At 62.8% G+C, this 17,325-nt stretch carries 17 protein-coding genes and 2 pseudogenes; 14 read left to right on the forward strand and 5 right to left on the reverse strand.

Annotated features, from left to right (window positions below; genetic code table 11):
* The 8 genes and pseudogenes from FBZ83_RS26330 to FBZ83_RS26365 form a co-directional block, all read left to right on the forward strand.
* A pseudogene (locus FBZ83_RS26330) lies at positions 1-474 on the forward strand (phage head spike fiber domain-containing protein); the annotation flags it as partial.
* Positions 475-483: 9 nt separating this feature from the next.
* The gene (locus FBZ83_RS26335) at positions 484-1,101 is read left to right on the forward strand and encodes a gp53-like domain-containing protein (protein ID WP_186466197.1); all 618 of its coding nucleotides are present in this window, start codon (positions 484-486) and stop codon (positions 1,099-1,101) included.
* Positions 1,102-1,112: 11 nt separating this feature from the next.
* Complete coding sequence (locus FBZ83_RS26340) at positions 1,113-1,679, forward strand: DUF4376 domain-containing protein (RefSeq protein ID WP_145689785.1); 567 nt, start codon at positions 1,113-1,115, stop codon at positions 1,677-1,679.
* A 96-nt stretch (positions 1,680-1,775) separates the two neighbouring features.
* A complete protein-coding gene (locus tag FBZ83_RS26345; RefSeq protein ID WP_145689786.1) occupies positions 1,776-2,099 on the forward strand; it encodes a hypothetical protein in 324 nt (107 codons plus the stop codon).
* A complete protein-coding gene (locus FBZ83_RS31570; RefSeq protein WP_186466198.1) occupies positions 2,099-2,275 on the forward strand; it encodes a hypothetical protein in 177 nt (58 codons plus the stop codon). Before FBZ83_RS26345 ends, FBZ83_RS31570 begins: the two co-directional genes overlap by 1 nt.
* Before the next feature lie 147 nt (positions 2,276-2,422).
* The gene (locus FBZ83_RS26350) at positions 2,423-3,265 is read left to right on the forward strand and encodes an N-acetylmuramidase domain-containing protein (RefSeq protein ID WP_145689787.1); all 843 of its coding nucleotides are present in this window, start codon (positions 2,423-2,425) and stop codon (positions 3,263-3,265) included.
* Between the two features lie 319 nt (positions 3,266-3,584).
* The gene (locus FBZ83_RS26355) at positions 3,585-7,184 is read left to right on the forward strand and encodes an FG-GAP-like repeat-containing protein (protein ID WP_145689788.1); all 3,600 of its coding nucleotides are present in this window, start codon (positions 3,585-3,587) and stop codon (positions 7,182-7,184) included.
* Between the two features lie 420 nt (positions 7,185-7,604).
* Complete coding sequence (locus FBZ83_RS26365) at positions 7,605-8,288, forward strand: TlpA family protein disulfide reductase (RefSeq protein ID WP_247888484.1); 684 nt, start codon at positions 7,605-7,607, stop codon at positions 8,286-8,288.
* Positions 8,289-8,873: 585 nt separating this feature from the next.
* On the opposite strand, the gene FBZ83_RS26370 is transcribed toward FBZ83_RS26365, so the two are convergent.
* Positions 8,874-9,125, reverse strand: a complete 252-nt coding sequence (locus FBZ83_RS26370) for a hypothetical protein (protein WP_145689789.1) — start codon at positions 9,123-9,125, stop codon at positions 8,874-8,876.
* Positions 9,126-9,316: 191 nt separating this feature from the next.
* Positions 9,317-9,619: pseudogene (locus tag FBZ83_RS26375) on the reverse strand (transposase family protein); the annotation flags it as partial.
* Positions 9,620-9,929: 310 nt separating this feature from the next.
* On the opposite strand from FBZ83_RS26375, the gene FBZ83_RS26380 reads away from it, so the two are divergent.
* From FBZ83_RS26380 to FBZ83_RS26390, 3 genes are all read left to right on the forward strand, one after another.
* Positions 9,930-10,760: a hypothetical protein gene (locus FBZ83_RS26380; protein WP_145689790.1), complete on the forward strand. Its 831-nt coding sequence runs from the start codon at positions 9,930-9,932 to the stop codon at positions 10,758-10,760.
* Positions 10,761-10,857: 97 nt separating this feature from the next.
* Positions 10,858-11,609 (forward strand): IS5 family transposase gene (locus FBZ83_RS26385; protein ID WP_247888485.1). Its coding sequence is split into 2 segments (ribosomal slippage): positions 10,858-11,179 and positions 11,179-11,609, totalling 753 coding nucleotides; the frame shifts between segments, so codons are not numbered across the junction.
* A gap of 375 nt (positions 11,610-11,984) precedes the next feature.
* Entirely contained in the window at positions 11,985-12,725 is a 741-nt protein-coding gene (locus FBZ83_RS26390; RefSeq protein ID WP_145689791.1) for a hypothetical protein, read from the forward strand.
* On the opposite strand, the gene FBZ83_RS26395 is transcribed toward FBZ83_RS26390, so the two are convergent.
* The 3 genes from FBZ83_RS26395 to FBZ83_RS26405 form a co-directional block, all read right to left on the reverse strand.
* Positions 12,722-13,225, reverse strand: coding sequence for a hypothetical protein (locus FBZ83_RS26395; RefSeq protein WP_145689792.1), 504 nt, complete (start codon positions 13,223-13,225; stop codon positions 12,722-12,724). The two genes, FBZ83_RS26390 and FBZ83_RS26395, sit on opposite strands and share 4 nt — an antisense overlap.
* Positions 13,225-14,868: a hypothetical protein gene (locus tag FBZ83_RS26400; RefSeq protein WP_211101701.1), complete on the reverse strand. Its 1,644-nt coding sequence runs from the start codon at positions 14,866-14,868 to the stop codon at positions 13,225-13,227. The genes FBZ83_RS26395 and FBZ83_RS26400 overlap by 1 nt, the downstream gene beginning before the upstream one ends.
* 117 nt (positions 14,869-14,985) lie before the next feature.
* The gene (locus tag FBZ83_RS26405) at positions 14,986-15,507 is read right to left on the reverse strand and encodes a hypothetical protein (protein WP_145689794.1); all 522 of its coding nucleotides are present in this window, start codon (positions 15,505-15,507) and stop codon (positions 14,986-14,988) included.
* A gap of 160 nt (positions 15,508-15,667) precedes the next feature.
* Here FBZ83_RS26405 and FBZ83_RS26410 point away from each other — a divergent pair, with 160 nt between their 5' ends.
* The 3 genes from FBZ83_RS26410 to FBZ83_RS26420 all read left to right on the forward strand — a co-directional run bounded on the left by FBZ83_RS26410 (position 15,668) and on the right by FBZ83_RS26420 (position 17,286).
* Positions 15,668-15,916, forward strand: a complete 249-nt coding sequence (locus FBZ83_RS26410) for a helix-turn-helix domain-containing protein (protein ID WP_282186913.1) — start codon at positions 15,668-15,670, stop codon at positions 15,914-15,916.
* Positions 15,917-16,023: 107 nt separating this feature from the next.
* Complete coding sequence (locus FBZ83_RS26415; RefSeq protein WP_145689795.1) at positions 16,024-16,533, forward strand: hypothetical protein; 510 nt, start codon at positions 16,024-16,026, stop codon at positions 16,531-16,533.
* A 207-nt stretch (positions 16,534-16,740) separates the two neighbouring features.
* Positions 16,741-17,286 carry a hypothetical protein gene (locus FBZ83_RS26420; RefSeq protein ID WP_145689796.1) on the forward strand — a complete coding sequence of 182 codons (546 nt, stop codon included), beginning with the start codon at positions 16,741-16,743 and terminating at the stop codon, positions 17,284-17,286.
* The last annotated feature ends 39 nt before the right edge of the window (positions 17,287-17,325 follow it).

Raw genomic sequence — 17,325 nt, forward strand, 5'->3', positions numbered from 1 at the left:
TACGGGCTGCACGCCCACGTCTTGCCCGCCGCGGTGCAGGCCCGGCACTGGCAACCGGACATCGCCTTTCCGTCGCTCGCCACCACGCCCGGCTACCTCGATCTGGGCTTGCCCTGGATCGGCCCGGCGTTCCGCCCGTGGCGCAACTTCGCCTACGAGTGGGGCGACCGGTGGGACGACCTGTCCGACGTGACCGAGGTTCGGCGCAGCGGTCAGGATTTCGTGGACCGCGGCCCGAAGCGCCGCGTCCTGACCTTTGCGTTCAAGGCGCTGACCGAGCCGGAGGCGAAGGTGGCCATGGCCGAGCTGGGGCGCATCGCCGGCACGTCCGGCCAGGTGCTTTTCATCCAGCAGCCGAACGGCCCCTACCAGGGGCGCCAAGCCATCATCGGGCGCCTCGTCGAGGTGAGCCCGATCACCCAGCCCAACTTCGCCCTTTACGAGCGGGTCTTCCAGATCCGTCAAAGCCTGTGAGGAGGCCCCATGCTCTATGATCGCGTTGAACAGACCTGGAATTTGACCGGGACCGGCCCGCTATCCCTGATCGCGCCGTCCGACGCCAGCCGGCGCAGCTTCGTCCAAGCGGCCGGCAACGGCGCACAGGTCTTCTACTGCATCGAGACGCTCGACCAGACGCAGTACGAATACGGGATCGGCACCTGCACGGCGGGGTCGCCGGACATCCTGACCCGGACGACGGTGCTGCTGTCCAGCAACGCCAACGCGCTGGTCAACTTCCCGGCCGGAACGAAGCGCGTTTTCAGTTGCCTGCCCGCGGCCCGTTCCGGCATCGGCGCGACGCCGCTCACCAGCACATGGGCGGCCGGGCTGTCCGGAAATGGATGGCGCCGCGACCCGCTGGGGAAGATCGTGCAGTGGGGCACCAACTCGTTCACCAATTCCACCCCCTATCAAACGCAGAACATCACCTTTCCAATCCTCTTCCCGGCGGGGCTGTACTGCGTCATCCCGGTTAATGGCGACATCGCAGCCCAGCCAAACATGCTGGTCGGCGTCGCCGAGCGCTCGCAATCGTCTTTCAATATTCGGGCCAGCATCACGGGAATATTTCGGGTCGATTGGGAAGCCCGCGGAATTTAAGGAGGAAGTCCATGTACTATTTCAGCAACGGCGGCTTCTACCACACCGAAGTGCACGGCGACGCCATTCCGGCCGATGTCGTGCCGGTCACCGACGACGAGCACGCGGCGCTGTTTGTCGGCCAAAGCGAGGGCAAGGTAATCGTGGCGGACGCCGACGGGCGCCCGGCCCTGGCCGACCCGCCGCCACCACCCGAACGGACCTTGGACGAGCGGCGCGCGACGGTCGCGGCGGCGGTGGACGCCCTGCGCGACCAGCACATGGCCGAGGGTGCCGAGCATGGCGGCAAGCGCTTTGCCCTGGATGGCACCAGCCGGACCGACCTGGGCGGGATGGCCACCACGGGGGCGCTGGTGCTGATGGGCGCGCTGGACTGGCCTGCGGACTACGCCACCGGTTGGATCGCCCTGGACAACACGCGGCTGCCGCTGCCGACGCCGCAGGACGGCATCGCCCTGGCCGCTGCGGTCGCCGGCCGGTACGCCGCGCTGGTGCAGGCCGCTCGCACCATCAAGGACGCGGTGCTGGCCAGCGACGAACCGGAAGCCATCGACATCACCGCGGGCTGGCCGGAATAGGCCGCGACAACACTCCAGCCCGATCCGTCCGACCCGGCGCCCGCGAGGCGCCTTTTCTATGCCCGCGCCGTGGCGCCGGGCTGCAGGAGACCATCCATGAAGCTGCCCCACGTCGTCGCCCTGGCCGTCATCGGTACCGGCCTCCCCGCCGCGGTCGCCCTGGCCGACGATCCCACCGTCAACGGGCTCATCGGCTCCACCATCCAGGCCCTGACCGGCGCGCATCCCTCCGTGCAGGCCGCCGCTATCCTGTCCGCCGCCGGCCTGCTGGGCTGGCGGATGTGGCTGCAGCGCCCGCAGCCGGCCAGCCATTCGATCGACGAGGTGTTCGCGCTCCTGAACAGCCTGTCGGAGCGGCTGGACGGGCTGCAGCAGCGCATGGACACTCACATCGATCAGCACGACCGACGGGTGGCGTGATGCCGGAGCCGGCCACCCAACCCGACGCCCAGGCGGTCGCCGACAAGGCCCTGGCCGACTGCGAGGGCAGCAAGGACGACGCGCTCCTGCTGCTGGCGCACCTCCTCATCAACGCGTGCCGGGGCATGTGCTCCGGCTTCCAGCGGATCGGGGCGGCTCGGCGGCCTGCCAGCTGACCACCCTCTATCGGTGCCCGGCGCGCCGGCAAAAGAATGGCGGCCACAGAGAGCCGCCAAGGTTCAGCTAATTCCTGCCGTGGATAGCAGATCGCGCGACGGTAGACGCGTCGGCTCTTTAAAACAATTCCAATGAGGAAGTAACCCATGAACACCACGCTCTCCGGCGCGGCCGAAGCCGTGCGCCTGCCCATCGTCGTCGGCGCCGCGCGCCCGCTCGGCCCGAACGACATCGCCGCCGCCGCCGCCGCCCTTGGTGTCGAGGAGGCAGCCTATCGTGCCGTCCTGATCGTGGAGACCGGCGGCCGCAGCGCCTACCGGCCCGACGGCCGCATGCCGATCCTGTTCGAGGCCCACATCGCCTACCGCCTCAATGGCGGCGTGACGGTGCCTGGTCTGGCGGAACGAAGCTGGGACCGCGGCCTCTACTCCAGCACGGCGGCCGGCGAATACGACCGGCTCACCCGGGCCTGCCAGCACCGGGCCATCGGGCCGGCGGTCGCCCTGAAGGCGGCGTCCTGGGGAATGCCGCAGATCCTGGGCAGCAACCATGCCCTCTGCGGTTTCGGCGACGTCGAGAGCTTCGTCCGGGCCATGGCGGACAGCGCCGTCGCCCAACTCGCCGCCTTTAACTCGTTCGTCACGGCGCGCGGTCTGCTGCCGGCCCTGCGGAGCAAGCGCTGGTCCGACTTCGCCCGAGGCTACAACGGGACGGCCTTCGCCGCGAACGCCTACGACGAGAAGCTCGCCGGCGCCTATCAGCGGGTCCGAGGCGCCGCGGGCGACGGCGCGCTGGGGATCGGCGACGTCGGGCCGGACGTGGCCGCCTTGCAGCGGGCGCTCCAGCGCTGTGGCTTCCCAGTCATCGTGGAGGACGGCGACTTCGGCCGGCGGACAGCCAACGCGGTCGAGCAGGTCCAGGCCGTGTACCGGCTGCCGGTTACCGGGCGGGTGGACACGCGGACAGCTATCGCGCTGGGGCTGGTGTGATGAGGTGGTGGGTGATGGGTAAGACAACCGACGAGGGTGGGAGACGGTGACTGGGAATGTTCCGTTTGTAGTCGGACGGGTTCGGTGGGTCCGATGCGGCGGACGCCCCTTGCTGCCCCTCTCGGAAAAGCCTGCATAATCCACATGAGCCCCATCGCGTCGCAACGTGACCGTCTGCATCCTGGAGATGTTAAGGTTAACGTCATCTATTATTTTTTGGTGCCATATAAGGAAGTATTTTGATTCGAGGTAGATATGAGTAAATTAGTGCCCTTATATGGACGCTATAAGCTCAATATACCTTTAAAAGGGGCTCGTTATGGCTTCGCCGCTCAACCCAGTTGGCACGTCAATCGTGGGAACGAACAATAACGACACGCTGACCGGTTCGAGCAGCGACGACATTCTCCTGGGATTGCTGGGGGCTGACCGGCTCGTGGGGGGCGCCGGAAACGATACGCTTCGCGGTGGACTCGGCACCGACGCTATGGATGGTGGTGCAGGCGACGACTGGCTGGTTGTCGCCGATACCTTCCAAGGATCGGAAAACTCCGGCTACGCGGAGTCGTATGTCGGAGGGAGTGGCTACGACGTCATTCTGGCGGCGGGAAATCTTGCCAACTCCACAATGGAGGGGATTGAAGAGATTCAGCACTTCGGAGGCAATCTCATTCTGCCTTCGACCCTGCCGTCTGAGCTTCGTCTTGTCCGTCCTTTTAAGGCGGAAACTGTCGAAGCGATCACGGTCGGCTACGGAACCGACGGCATCACTGACCTGTCCCAAGTGACGGTGGAGCGGATTCGGGAAATCAGGGTCGCAGGCAAGGGCGTGATGGGCACGGCCGGTGCGGACCTGATCATGAATTACAGCACCGACACGGGGCCGACCCTGCAGGGCGGCGCCGGGAACGACACGGTTTTCAGCAGCTTCAGCGGAAGCGGCGGCCGCGAGATCCTGCTCGACGGTGGCGACGGCGACGATCTTATCGTGCACTTCGCCGGTGGGGCCCCCACCGTCCAGGGGACGATTGTCGGTGGAGCCGGTTACGACACGCTGTTCCTGAACACCGGAACGTTCCTCGGGACCGTCAGCGGCGTCGAGGAAGCTTTGGGAAGCCTGTCGCTGACGCCTGCCGAGTTCGCCAACATCCCCCTTTACCGCGGAAGTTCGAGTTTCGACCGGCTGACGCTGGCGTCCGCCGGGTCTGCGGACTTCAGCGCGGTAACCTTGAAGTCGATTGAGGAAATTGCCGGTAGCAATGGAAACGACACCATCATCGGTTCTGCAGGGGCCGACTCGATCAACGGGGGGCGGGGCGCGGACTTGCTGCAGGGGGGCAACGGTGACGACAGCTTGGTCGGAGGCGGCGGAAGCGACACGCTGGACGGCGGAGAAGGAATTGACACCGCGGTGTTCCCGCAAACTCTGGAAATCGTACCGGGCACTCGCCGCTACCAGATCACAGTGTCCGGATCGGATGTGATTGTCACCGGAGCGGACAGCTCAGGCAACAACAGCGTCGTGACGCTGCGCAATATCGAACGCCTGCAATTCAGGAATGACATCTACGATCTGAACCTGCAGCTCCTCGGCTCGGCACAGACGCTAACGGGCACCGGACTGTCGGAAACGCTGACAGGTGGCGCGTTTTCCGACGTTCTGCACAGCAACGGCGGAAACGATTCCCTGATCGGGGGAGACGGCGACGACACACTCAATGGACACGTCGGAAACGATACGTTGATCGGTGGCGCCGGCAACGACCGCTTGGCGGATTACCCCGGCGGCCTGCTGGGTGGCGGCATCAACCTGCTGGATGGGGGAGCCGGCGACGACATCTTTGAGCTATCCGGAAAGTCGACGGATTTGCCGGACACCGTGCGAGGCGGATCCGGCTATGATGTGCTGATAATAAACGGTGGCTATGCCTCCCACGTGATTGTCGAGGATGTGGAGGAACTGCAACTTTCCGCCAATCAGTTTGTCAGGATGTCGCCTGATGTCATCAATGGCTTCTCGGCGATTATCAGTGCCCGCTCCTCTGGCTACATCCAGCCGATTAGCACGATTGAGCTTGCCCAGGCGGGATTGGTGGATCTGTCGGGCAAGACGGTCCTGCTCGGCACTCTGCGGGGCTCGGGGCTTGCCGATACTCTGATTGCGCCCTCCACCGGAGGAGTCACACTGGATGGGGCGGAAGGCAACGATACCCTCACCGGTGGCGAAGGCAACGACACACTGATTGGCGGGTTCGGGACCGACTCCCTGTCGGGCGGGGCCGGCGATGACCGGTTCATTCTCACGTTTCGCGATGCTGGTTTGGCGGAAACCATCGAAGGCGGATCTGGACACGATGTCCTTAGCCTCTTCGGTGGTGACGACCCTGTCGACAAGTTGCCGTCGGGGACCGCCGATGACTTCTCGCACCTCACTGTCGGCGCGGTGGAGGAATTGTGGATTGGCAGCGACGCCTACGGCGGCAACATCAGCCTGTTGCTGCACCCGGACACCTTAGGCAACTTTGTCCGGTTTGTGGATGCAACGCAGGAGGTGAACAACAACGACTACACGCCGATCACCCTGCGCTTTTCAGCCTCCGGCACCCTCGACCTGTCAGGGACGGAATTGCTGGGTGATTTCCGCTTCGTCGGGGCAGCAGGCGCCGACACCATCACCGGGTCCACAGGCTCGGACATCCTGAGTGGCGGTTCCGGTGACGACCGCTTTGCTGGTGGAGGTGGGCGGGATTCGCTGAGCGGCGATTCCGGTGACGATCGCCTGGAGGGCGGCGACGGCGATGACACGCTGCTCGGCGGCGCCGGCAATGACACGCTGGTCGGCGGCAGCGGCACCGACGTGGCGGTGTTCAATGGTGCCTATGCCAACTATGAAATCACGCGCGATGGCGGCACGCTCACGGTACGCGACAAGATTGGGAGCAACGGCACCGACACCCTATCCGGCATCGAGCAGCTTACCTTCAGTGACCGTACAATCGCAGCCCCGACCGGGCCGGCTCCGCGGCTGGACTTTGACGGGAACGGTCGTGCGGACCTTGTGTGGCAGAACGCACAGGGCGGCCTGACGCTGTGGTCGATGAACGGGGCGCAGGCGACGGCGACCTTCATGGGCGACGCCGGTTCCACCGACTGGCGGCCGGCCGGCTTCAAGGACTTCTCCGGCGACGGCAAGGCGGACATCCTGTGGCGCTCGCAGTCGGCGGGCATCATGTCGCTGTGGACGATGGACGGCCAGGGCGGCGTGGCGGCGGTCAGCGCGGTCGGCGATCCCGGCTCGACCGACTGGCAGGTGGCGGCCACCCAGGACTTCACCGGCGACGGCCAGACCGACATCCTGTGGCGCTCCGCCTCGCAGGGCATCATGTCGCTGTGGACGATGAACGGCACGAGCGTGGCGGCGGTCAGCGCGGTCGGCGATCCGGGGTCCACCGACTGGCAGATCGCCGCGGTGGAGGACTTCTCCGGCGACGGCCGGCCGGACATCCTGTGGCGCTCGGCCTCGCAGGGCAACATGTCGCTGTGGACGATGAACGGCACCCAGGTGTCCAAGGTCAGCGTGGTCGGCGACCCCGGCTCGCTCGACTGGCAGATCGCCGGCACCGCCGACTTCACCGGCGACGGCCAGACCGACATCCTGTGGCGCTCGCAGAGCACCGGCACGATGTCGCTGTGGGAGATGCACGGCACCGACGTCTTCAAGGTGCAGCCCGTCGGCGACCCCGGCTCGACCGACTGGCAGATCGCCAAGCTCGACGACTTCACCGGCGACGGCCAGACCGACATTCTCTGGCGCTCGCAGAGCAGTGGGACGCTGTCCCTGTGGAGCATGAACGGTATCACCGTCCAGTCCGCACAAATGATGGATGCCGCACCTCAGCAGGGTTGGAGCTTGCTCTAAAGGTGCCCTGCAGGGACTGGTCTCATTAAGTTAGATCCCGGTCCCCGACAAGAAGCGTCCGAACACGTAGTTGATAAAGGCCGTCCCAAACCGAGCGACCTTCCTCACTTCAAGCCGCCCGGCATCCCGCCCGGCGGCTTTCCCTTTTTCCTGTGCCCCTATACCCGAGATCCTCAGCCCCAAGCTGGTCCGCCATCCAGTTCGGGCGCGGGATCTACGCTACGGTGAATGGTGTCATGAAGGAACTCGACGGACTCAAGAAGCGCCGGGCGGCGGAGAAGGCGATGTTCGAGGCCGACTGATTTTTGGACGGATATCGCGTTGGGGGTGGCGTGTCAGAAGGCCGGCAGTTCGACAAGCGATAGTGCTCAGCGGTACGGCGCGTGATAGAAAATTGAGCCTACCTCGTGCGAGATGAGAATGAGAACGCCTCCAGCTTTTGTAGCTTCCCGAAACGTCTTTTTCGGGCTGATGTCACTACTCTCCATTGTGGCTCTGACTGCACCGGCGGCTGCGGAACCGGCCTACGGTTTCGCACCAGGGGACACACTGCCGATCTTCACATTCCACGGCGAGGACGGTGTGCGTCACACAACGGCGGAGTTTCGTGGCAAGTGGTTCCTTTTCAAGCGGGGAGCCGAATGGTGCATGCCGTGCATCGGAGAGCGGCCATCGGTCGAGAGCTTCATGAAGGCCCACCCTGATGTGCCTGTCGTAATGATCGTTTCCCCGCGTCCCAGCGAGACCGACCTGGAAGGGGCGTTCCAACGCGACCTGAACTATCAGCGGCGTAAGGGGCTGCGTACGGACTACATTGCCGTGTCTGACAGCCGCGACCCAGCACCCCGCGACCTTCCATCGCCGAAGTCCGTCACCGACCTCCCGTTGACTGTCGTCGTCGATCCGCAGGGCGTTATCGCCGCGTTGTGGACCAGCACGTACCAATACCAACGCCACTTCATGAGGCATGGGATCGTCGGCAAGGCTGAACCAGAGTTCCGGGACTACGTCGAGGCTTTGCTTTCGTGTAAGGGAGCTAAAGGGGTGGCTGTAACCTCCACGGCGCTGGAGATTGCGAAGTCGTTCGACGCTTCCTGTTCATGACGTAGGGCCGCCTCGACCACCAGTCCAGCATCGCCGGTCAGCCCCGTAAACCCCGCCCGCCCGGACCTCCGCGGCGGGCTTTTCCTTTTCCGGAGTCCCCATGACCGAACTCCTCAGCCCGAAGCTGGTCCGCCGCCAGTACGGCAAAGCCTCCTGGGCAGGTGCCGCGCGCCAGATCGCACTGAAATGAATAGCAGCCTACGGGAAGTAAGCTGCCACCCATATTGGACCAGCAATCTGATTATGGTGCGCGGCTCAAAACTAACCTCCGCACCGGTTGATCATCCTGTTTCGCTCAATCACGGTCGCTACAAAATTTGCAGCAATCTGCATGGCGAGAGTTCAACACGTCACAGGCTGTGCAACACCATAATTCAGATGGATCGAACGGGATGGTGTTTGTAACCGGATTAATCCCAGCCAAGCTGAGAAGGGTTTTAGGTTTATTATTGTCGTTCGGATGCTTATTGCTCATCGTATTATCTCCTATAACTGCTCGCAACATTACGAGCACTTGCCCCGAAGACATATAAAATCGTTTTTGTCAATAGCTATCGTGCAATCTCGGAAAGCCGCGCCCCAGCTTCAATCCAACAGCGCGTTCCAGGCATCCCACCCATCAGGGCTGAGCCGCCACCGGCCCGGCCCATCGCCGGGCGTGATCAGTCCGCGGTCGTGGCACTCCACCACAAGCCACTCCGGTGCCGCGCAGGGAGCGTCCGCGCTCTGCGTGTAGACTTCCCCAGTGCCGGGATCGGCCGTCAGCAGGAGCATGATCTGATCCTGTGTCAGGTATCCCTGGACCATAAGCCTGCTGCTGTACTGGGGCTTGGGCATGCCGGGCTCCATGACCTGCGCGCCCGGTCAGGATGCGCCTGACGCGCCACCCTGACAATCACCCCGCCGCCCGGCCCCGCCGAGGCGGCTTTTTTCATGCCCGAAGGAGGGGCATCCCCATGCTGCCACTGCTCATCCCCATCATCTCCGCCCTGGCCCCGGTGCTTCTGCCCGAGGTCGCCAAGGCCGCCCTTGGCTCCGGCGACGGCCGGCAGTCGTTCGGCGAAGATGCGGCGCGGGCACTCGACAACGGCGCAACGGAACCGGCGAACCTGAAGGTCGAGTTGGCCGACCCGGTCCTGCCACGGCAGGTCGCCGAGGTGGCGACTGTAACGACTGTGGACGCGGCGTGACGGACGCCGACACACTGGGCAGACCGCCACAGCGGCGCGAACGCGCACAGCCACAACAACACGATCATGGGCGACAGTGACGTGATCAACGGCGAGACCGGGCGGGAGCAGGGACAGCAGCGATTTGGACAAGGAAATCAGAGCACTCAGAGAGGGATGCCGTTCCCTCTATGTGCTCACTGCCGCCGATAAGTGCACTGAGGCTGCACCGAAAACGCGGAAGGACCAGTTCCAGGTGCCGCCTGACACACCTCTCCACTGGCAAAAGGGCTTTCGCCGCAAGCCACTGATCTGTTTATCATGTGAAATGAGCCAGATGGTTCAACTCGTTTTGAATGCGTAAGGAATACTCGGGCTTACACCGCGGGGGTGAAATCCTTTTTCCCGTTTTCTCTAGTAGCAATTTTCGATATTGATGTCCGTAATGACAGTTTTCATAGGGGAGGCGGAAATGCGGTTATTGGCGTTAAGTGTCGCTCTTATGACGCTTTGTACTCCAAAGTTGTTGTGTGCTCAATCAGAAGAAACGACAGACAAAATCTCGCGTGGCATCATGGTCATCCGTGAGTTTTGCGGAACGCAAGGTAATAAATCAAGCCAAAGAGAATTCGTTGGGAAGCTCGAGGGCGGGATAACGCTCAGGAAAATTCCTGGAATTTCCGGTGGCGGCGACTTGAAATACACAGATCAGGAGGCTGAAGGGCTCGCTGGTGCATTGTTTAAGGAACTTACTGATAACGCTACCTCATTGAGCAAGACACAGATAGAGTGCATGAGCCCATTTATATCACGGATTTTAGACGCGATTCTCGGCCCAGCGTCGCGCTCTGATCCCCCTCCTGAGAAAGATCTGAGTTCGTATGAAGTGCCGAATAAAGAAGCATTGTGCAAGAGAATGAATGAGGTGGTAATTTCCTACCGATCTTCATTTCGGACGATAATGATGGGTGAGGGAAATTTCCCTGGGCAGTACAAATCGAAGGTAATTTTACCGAATACACAATGGTGTGCGGTATTTACTCATCCTTTCCGCTATTATTCATGTTCTATATTTTATAACGAGAAAAATAATCACAATGCAGAACTAAAAGAAAAAGCTTACCGTAAAGCAGTTGGGGAATGCCTTGGGAAAAATTGGGCTAGTTCCGATATCGTATCAAACGGTAACGGTGGACGTTCAGGGGCGTTTCAAGGAAATGGCAATGACCCAAAGGTGGAAATTCGCAGCTCAAAAGACAAAGATGGAAATGATCTAGTAATCTATGTCCAACCTCCTGGTTGATATCAGGCAGTTCTAGGGCCTTTTGACATTCATGTGACGAAGGGGGATTCCCGCGACCCGCGGAATCTGGTTCAAGGCTGCCAAACAGGAGGTGGCCTTGGATCGATGGGTGCTGCGGGATGATCAATGGGAGCGGATCGTCCCCCTTCTGCCCGGAAAGGCCGGCGATCCCGGCCGGTCGGGGGTGAACAACCGCCTGTTTGTCGAAGCCGTGCTCTGGATCGTGCGGGCGGGAGCCCCTTGGCGGGACCTTCCCGCCTCATTCGGCTGCTGGAACTCGGTGTTCCAACGCTTCCGCCGATGGGCCAAGGCCGGCGTCTTCGACAAGGTGTTCACAGCCTTATCGGGCGATGCGGACTTCGAGTACGCGATCATCGACGGAACCATTGTCCGGGTGCACCAGCACGGTACCGGCGCAAGGGGGGGACTCAGACTCAGGCCATCGGCCGCTCCCGCGGCGGCTTGACGACCAAGATCCTGGCCGTGGTCGATGCGCCGGGCAACTTTGGGCGCTTCATCCTGCTGCCGGGCCAGCGGCATGACAGCGTCGGCGTCGAGCCGGTGTTGGAAGGCATCGAGTTCTCCGCCTTGCTGGCCGACAAAGCCTTCGACAGCAACGCCATCCGCGCTTTGGTCGCCGAGCGTGAGGCGGTCGCCGTCATCCCTTCGAAAGCCGACCGCTCCGCGCCCATCCCTCACGACACCGAGATGTACAAATGGCGTCACTTGGTCGAGAACTTCTTTTGCAAGATCAAGGAGTTCCGCCGCATCGCCACCCGCTATGACCGCTCCGCCACCAACTTCATGGCCGCCGTCCACATCGTGGCAACCGTCGCCTACTGGTTATGAGTCCGGACCCTAAACTCCGTTCTCACTTTCAGGTATAGGAGACCGCGGCGGGGGCGAGTGCCCTCTGTGCGGAATTCTCCTGGGTAACGGAATTTAGTCCAGAACACAACCATAAGCATTTTCCTAAAGGCTATGCAGTGGCTTGGCCAACTCACGGCACTGCTTCCAGCATCTCCGCCACGTCGATCAGCCGGGCTGACCCGCCGCCCGATAGCGGCCTTCCCGCGGCTACGTGATGCGCCGCACGAGCGCTGTGCTCATCGAGCCGCCGACCTGCTGGGCGTGGCCGGGTTGGTTTATGGCGCGCTGTGCGACCACCGGGCGCCCGCTACGGCCTGATCCGCCGCAGTCTTTATCTCCATCAAGGAATCCACCATGAGCGCCATATTCCCGGCGCGCACCGTCGCGCCTGGCTTCCGCCTTGTCGAAACCCTGCCGCTGGGCACCAGCACGCTCACCCCTGAGCTTGACGCTGCGCGTGGCCGTCTCTGCGGTGAGCTGGTTGCCCGCGGCGTGACGCCGATCCTGTGCGAGTCCTGGCCGGACCTGCAGGCGCTGAACGCCCGGCACCGCGATAGCTGGTTCCCACTCCTTCCTAAGCCCGCCAGTGCCCCGGCCTTCTGGGTTGGAGCTGCGGATGCCGGCGGGGATATCATCGCCACGCAAGGCGCCGTGTTTCTGGACTGCGCGGCGTCCAGCTTTGGCGAGAGACTGGCCGATCTGTCAGCGTTTCATGACGGCACGCCGCCGGAAGGGGAATGGTCCTTTTGCGCCAGCGAGGCCGCCCACGACGCCCGCGGGCGCGTGGCGTTCGTCGTGGCGGGATGGGTGCGCCCTGATTGGCGCGGGCGCGGCTTGTTCCACCCGATGGCGTTCCTGGCTCGGCTGCTGGCATGGGAGCGGTGGGGCGTGAACTGGTGGTGCGGCTTAGTCGATCCTGAGACGGTGCCGATATGGAATGGCCGCGGAGCTGGCCGGCGGCGGTTGGAGCCGCGCCCGACGATCCTGTACGAGCAAAAGGACGCGGGGCGGTTGCCGCTGCATCTGCTGCGGTTTTCCCGCCCCGGCGTCGTTCTCGATATGGAGGCGCTTCGGAAGACCCCTGGTGGAGCTTAGGCCGCGAGGCAGGACAGGACGGCGCGGCGCCCGGAGTCCTGCCAGCCGTATAGGGCGTGCGTGTAGACCTTCTGATCCGCGGAAAGCCCTGTGATCGTCACCTGATTGAATAGAGGCTCCCCGCCTTCGATGGCTTCCCGATATTGCGGCCCGATGCCTTCGGTGATGGCGTGGTGCGGGTCGTCCAGATCGGGCTTACCGATCTGCTGACGCGCCCATGCGCGCCCGAGAAATTCGACGGTTGGCGCCCCGATGTAGCGGAACAACAATGGGCTGTTCGGTCCGTCCGATGCGAGGAAGGTGCAGCGCACCAAAAGGCCCGTTCCCTTCAGGAAGGAGAAAATAGACGGGGAAAGGGTTTTCTGGGTTCGGCATTCATTAACAATCCAGGACTGCCAATCTGCGGCGGCATGGATCGGGCGCCGTTCAATGGTCACGTCTTTCGAGGAAGCGGGGCGCCGTGCGCCCCGGTCCTGGTTCGGGAAGGAGATGACGGACATCAGGCGGCTTCCTTCTTGTAGGCGTCGGCCATCGCGGCATAGATCGCGCGGGCCTGCTGTATGTCGATCCCGGCGGCGGCAGCGCCGGCCTCCAGCATGTTCACGGTGGGCGCCGTGGGGAGGGAAAGAGCCTTCTCCGCTTCACCCTGGAAGGCCGTGATGGTGTCCGCGAAGGCGTCCGGCTGCTGGGTGGGGGCCGGCGCCGCAATGTTCAGACGCGAACCACATTCAAGGTGCTGGATCAGCTTCCAGAGCATTCCCCCGCCGGAACAAGCAAACTGGTATCCGTTTTCCAGCGGTTCGCCGTAGAACAGGGCGCGGTCAACCTGAAGGGTTTCCTCGGTGTCATGGAGGATCAGCTTCAGGTGGGCGGCCATCCCTGCGGCGGTCTGCGGCATAAGGGACTCGATCCTGTCCCATGCCCCATACTTCGCATCGCAGACGGCTTCAAACCGTGGGTCCTTCTCGTCTCCGATGTCTTCGATCTGCCGATAGGCGTCCACGAACGTTCGGTACACCGAGAGGAGTTCCGCGTCCGGGTCAGCGAAAACGACGGCACCGCAGGTCAGGCGTTGCGCCCCTTCCAGGGCCGTGCGAATGAACTGCGGAAGCAACCCTTCCGTCCGACCATGGGAAATGTAGCTGTAGACGCAGCCCTCAACCTCATAAGTAAAGAACCGCAGCTTGGCCGCAACCCCCTCAGTCGTGTGGGCCGGGAGCTCCGCTATTGTGTTGATAAGGCGGTTGTACTCCGTAACAACTTCATCAGGAACATCGTCCTCAACGGTAGTGTCGTTCATCTCGTCGTAGATCTGCTGAGCACGAGCGGCGGAGGACAGAAGTTCCGCGTCGGGGGCGACCGTGGCGCCCTGCGCGACCAGTAGAACGGAGCGGTTTGCCTGCTTGATCAAGAAGGCGCTCCTGGCCTCCATGACCGCGGCGACGGTCGAATAGGCTCCCTGAAGAAGGCGGAGTTTGTCGGCGGTATCCAGGGTGATCGGGGCGACATCTTCGTCCTCGTCATCGCGGGCGTACCGGATTACGGCCAACGCATCGCGCAGGGTGGCCGGCGGTTGGGCAGCGGCAGCGGCGTCCCGAAAGCGCTTGCAGATGACGGAGAAATCGGCTTCCGGCTCTCCATCGCCCAAGATTGACTCATACCCATACTTGGCGATGTGGGCAGCCTCGTCAGACGAGTAGCGCTCGTATGCATCCGCGAACGGCGCGGTGCTGTCCAGCAGCAGCGCACGGAGCGTTTCCATGGAGGTGCGGGGGCATGAAGGGGTGTGCTGGGCCATGACTTGCCTCTGCGGCGTGTGGTCGCTGCTCCTTCCCGCATCGTCGTGCGGCGCTTCGCCGACATGGTCTTGGAGCGGGAAGAGGAAGGTATCGGGCATGCTCGCCTCCGTGATGGGGATGGAATGGAGTGGAGCGTCCCGAGGGCGTGCCCCGGTTAGGGGCTTCCCTGCCTCATGCGCTCGCTGGGCCAAACGTTGGAACGGATAGTTTTCGGCGCGAGTCGTGCTCTCGTGGTCGCCGGAACGTTCGTTCACGTGTGAAAGCGGCAACTCGGCAGTATGGCGGTGCTGGTCGCCGGCAAGGTTCAGGTGTTCACGCCCGGTGGGCGCGTTGGAGAGTTCCATGCCTGTTTTCTCTGGTTAGGCGCTGCCGCGTTTCGCGGTGGTCAGGCGCGTGCCGTTCAGAAAGGGCCTTCCCGACGGCTTTGTATTGGTGTGGGCTTCACACCACTTCTTCGAGCTTCAGGACGCCGTGGCAGCTTCGCCGTGGCCGTCCTGCCGGTTCTCCTTCAGCGCAGCACGGATCAGGGACGAGATGTCCCCCAGCGCATCCCGGATCGGGGTGGGCGTCGAGTGCAGGGCCTTGCGGTCGGCAAGGATGGAGTCCAGCTTGTCGGCGACGTCGCCCAACAGCAGCGCGAACCGCTCCACCTGGGGCGTGGGGGTGACGAGCGACATGGGGGCGACCTCTTCGGCGTGGGTGGCGGTGGCGCAGATGCCGGCTTCGGCGAGCGCGTTTTCCAGGTCCACGACATGCGGGTTGGTCGCGCCGTCCCGGTCCCGGAGGACCTGGGCGATCTTGGCGAGCTGGCGCAGGACCAGCGGCATCGCCGCGACCATGCCGGCCAGTTCCGCCCGGCGCGGGCCGGTGACGCTGACTGTGCCAAACCCGTCGAAGGCAACGGCAGCGTGGTCGGCTTTGTGGATGGTGACCGGGCGCGGCGGGATGGCGCCGGCCTGGGTGGCGTTGAACATCGCGGTCATGGCGTGTCGGTCCTCCTGCAAATCAGGCGCCTGAGGCGATCAGGACCGGAAGGGGCGCCCATTAAGCGTTGCGTTGTACCTTCCGATAGGTACAATGTATCGACGTAGGGGGTATCTCGTCAATACATAATCGCAATGCATAGGTACAGGGTACACACGCATGATCACGGGCACCCAAATTCGAATGGCGAGAGCTGCCCTCCAGTGGGGTGTGCGTGACCTCGCTAAGCAGGCTGGGGTGACGCCGAACACAATCAGCAGAATCGAGGGAGGCGGCGACGCGCTTACTGGGACGATGGGGAAAATCCAGTCGGCTTTGGAGGCTGCCGGGGTCGAGTTCATCCCCTCCGGCACTTACCAGGGGGAAGGCGGACTGGGCGTGCGGCTCAAGGAGCAGGCGCAGGGGTAGGTTTGCGCCACGGCAATGCACACAGGGCCTAAGTGTTTCCTACCCGGCAAGTTGGCAGGATGGAAACACTTATAGAATTGGCGCAAGTTGCTCGAAGGGAAACGCTTATGAGCCGCGGGCCGGGGCGCATTCAGCGGGGGATCGAGTCGGCAATCGACGCAGATCCGGACAACGCCTTCACGACCGAAGACCTGTGCGAACTCGTCTACCCAGGGGTAGAGGCTGAGAAAAAGCACTGCGTGGCCGTCCTTCGGGCGATGCGGGGGGTTGCCGAGCGGCGCGGGTTAGCGCTCTGGCGCTCTGAGCGAGTTGGGGGGACGCTGATCCTGCTCAATCCTCTCAACGTGGTGTCCTATGCGATGGCGCGGCTGAAGGGCGATTTTGCGTACCACTATCGCTACAAGTTCATTCCCGGTGGTGGCTGGAAGGAAGCGCAGTTACGGTCGCTTCTGGCGCCCGGTGGGCGAAACCACAAAGACATCATTCCCGGTGGGGCATGGCACATCCAAGTGGAGGTGGAGCGCGCCAGACGATCCGGTGATGGGGCTGGGGTGCAGCAATTGGCTGACGAACCTAACCGTAGCATTGAGAAGCAACTGAAGGTTCTGAGGGGGTAAATGATCTACCAAAGGTGGTGAAGAGGCCCGGAGCCTCAGGAAACAGCCTCCTTTCCGACTCTTGCTGTTGCCGATGTGTATCATAGCGTTTGCTGTGCGTGTCTGACGGTCACAAACTGTTTAGATTTTCTCTTCACACTCTCCCCGGTGGCGCTTAATGGAAAGCGCTCTCTTAAAATACGTAGACGTATTCACTGGGGGAAATCAATGATCCGTCCTCTCGTCGCGCTGGTCGCGCTTCTGGGAACATCTGCCTGCGCCTCGATTACCGCAGGTACAACCCAATCCGTGGAGGTCAATACGCCTCCGAAGGGTGGGGCCGAATGCAAGCTGGCGAACGAGAAGGGGTCGTGGACGGTGCCGAAGACGCCCGGTTCCACCACCGTCACCAAGGCTTACGGTGACCTTACCGTGTCGTGCCAGCATCCAGACGGATCGAAGGGCTCGTCTGCTGTTCAATCCTCCACGGCGGGCGCGGCATTCGGCAACATCCTTGCCGGTGGTATAATCGGAGCAGCGGTCGATATGGGATCTGGAGCAGCTTACGTTTACCCGTCCTCCGTCAGCGTGGCTATGACCCCGCCGGAGCAGCCTGTCGCGCCAACTCCCGATCCGGTAGCCCTCCAGCCAGCCCGACTCGCCAAAGACGATGCGGAACGCATGTTGCGAGATCTGGCCGACCTGAAGGCGAAAAAGCTCATCACCGAGGCTGACTATCGCGAACGCTCGCAGGTGATCCTGGCGAAGATGTAATCGCGGCGCGGCTGGGCCATCGCTCAGCCACTAAGCCCG

This window comes from Azospirillum brasilense, assembly GCF_007827815.1.
GTDB classification, from domain to species: Bacteria; Pseudomonadota; Alphaproteobacteria; order Azospirillales; family Azospirillaceae; genus Azospirillum; species Azospirillum brasilense_C.